This is a genomic window from Neisseria sp. P0014.S002 (assembly GCF_051958295.1).
GTDB classification, from domain to species: Bacteria; Pseudomonadota; Gammaproteobacteria; order Burkholderiales; family Neisseriaceae; genus Neisseria; species Neisseria flavescens_B.
Window position 1 is genome coordinate 1 of record NZ_JBQCVO010000089.1, and the last position, 259, is coordinate 259.

At 58.7% G+C, this 259-nt stretch carries 1 rRNA gene; it reads left to right on the forward strand.

Going from position 1 to position 259, the window contains the following annotated elements:
* Positions 1-259, forward strand: a 16S ribosomal RNA gene (locus ACTHSX_RS10730); the annotation flags it as partial.

The following is a 259-nucleotide window of genomic DNA, read 5'->3' on the forward strand; positions in this document are numbered from 1 at the left end:
ATGGGGGGAACCCTGATGCAGCGACGCCGCGTGGGTGATGAAGGCCTTCGGGTTGTAAAGCCCTTTTGCCACTGACGAGAACGGACGGTAGGTGGCGAATAAGCCTCGGCTAACTACGTGCCAGCAGCCGCGGTAAAACGTAGGAGGCGAGCGTTATCCGGAGTTACTGGGCGTAAAGCGTGCGCAGGCGGTGCCATAAGTCAGGTGTGAAAGATTCCGGCTCAACCGGGAAAACGCGCTTGAGACTGTGGGACTAGAG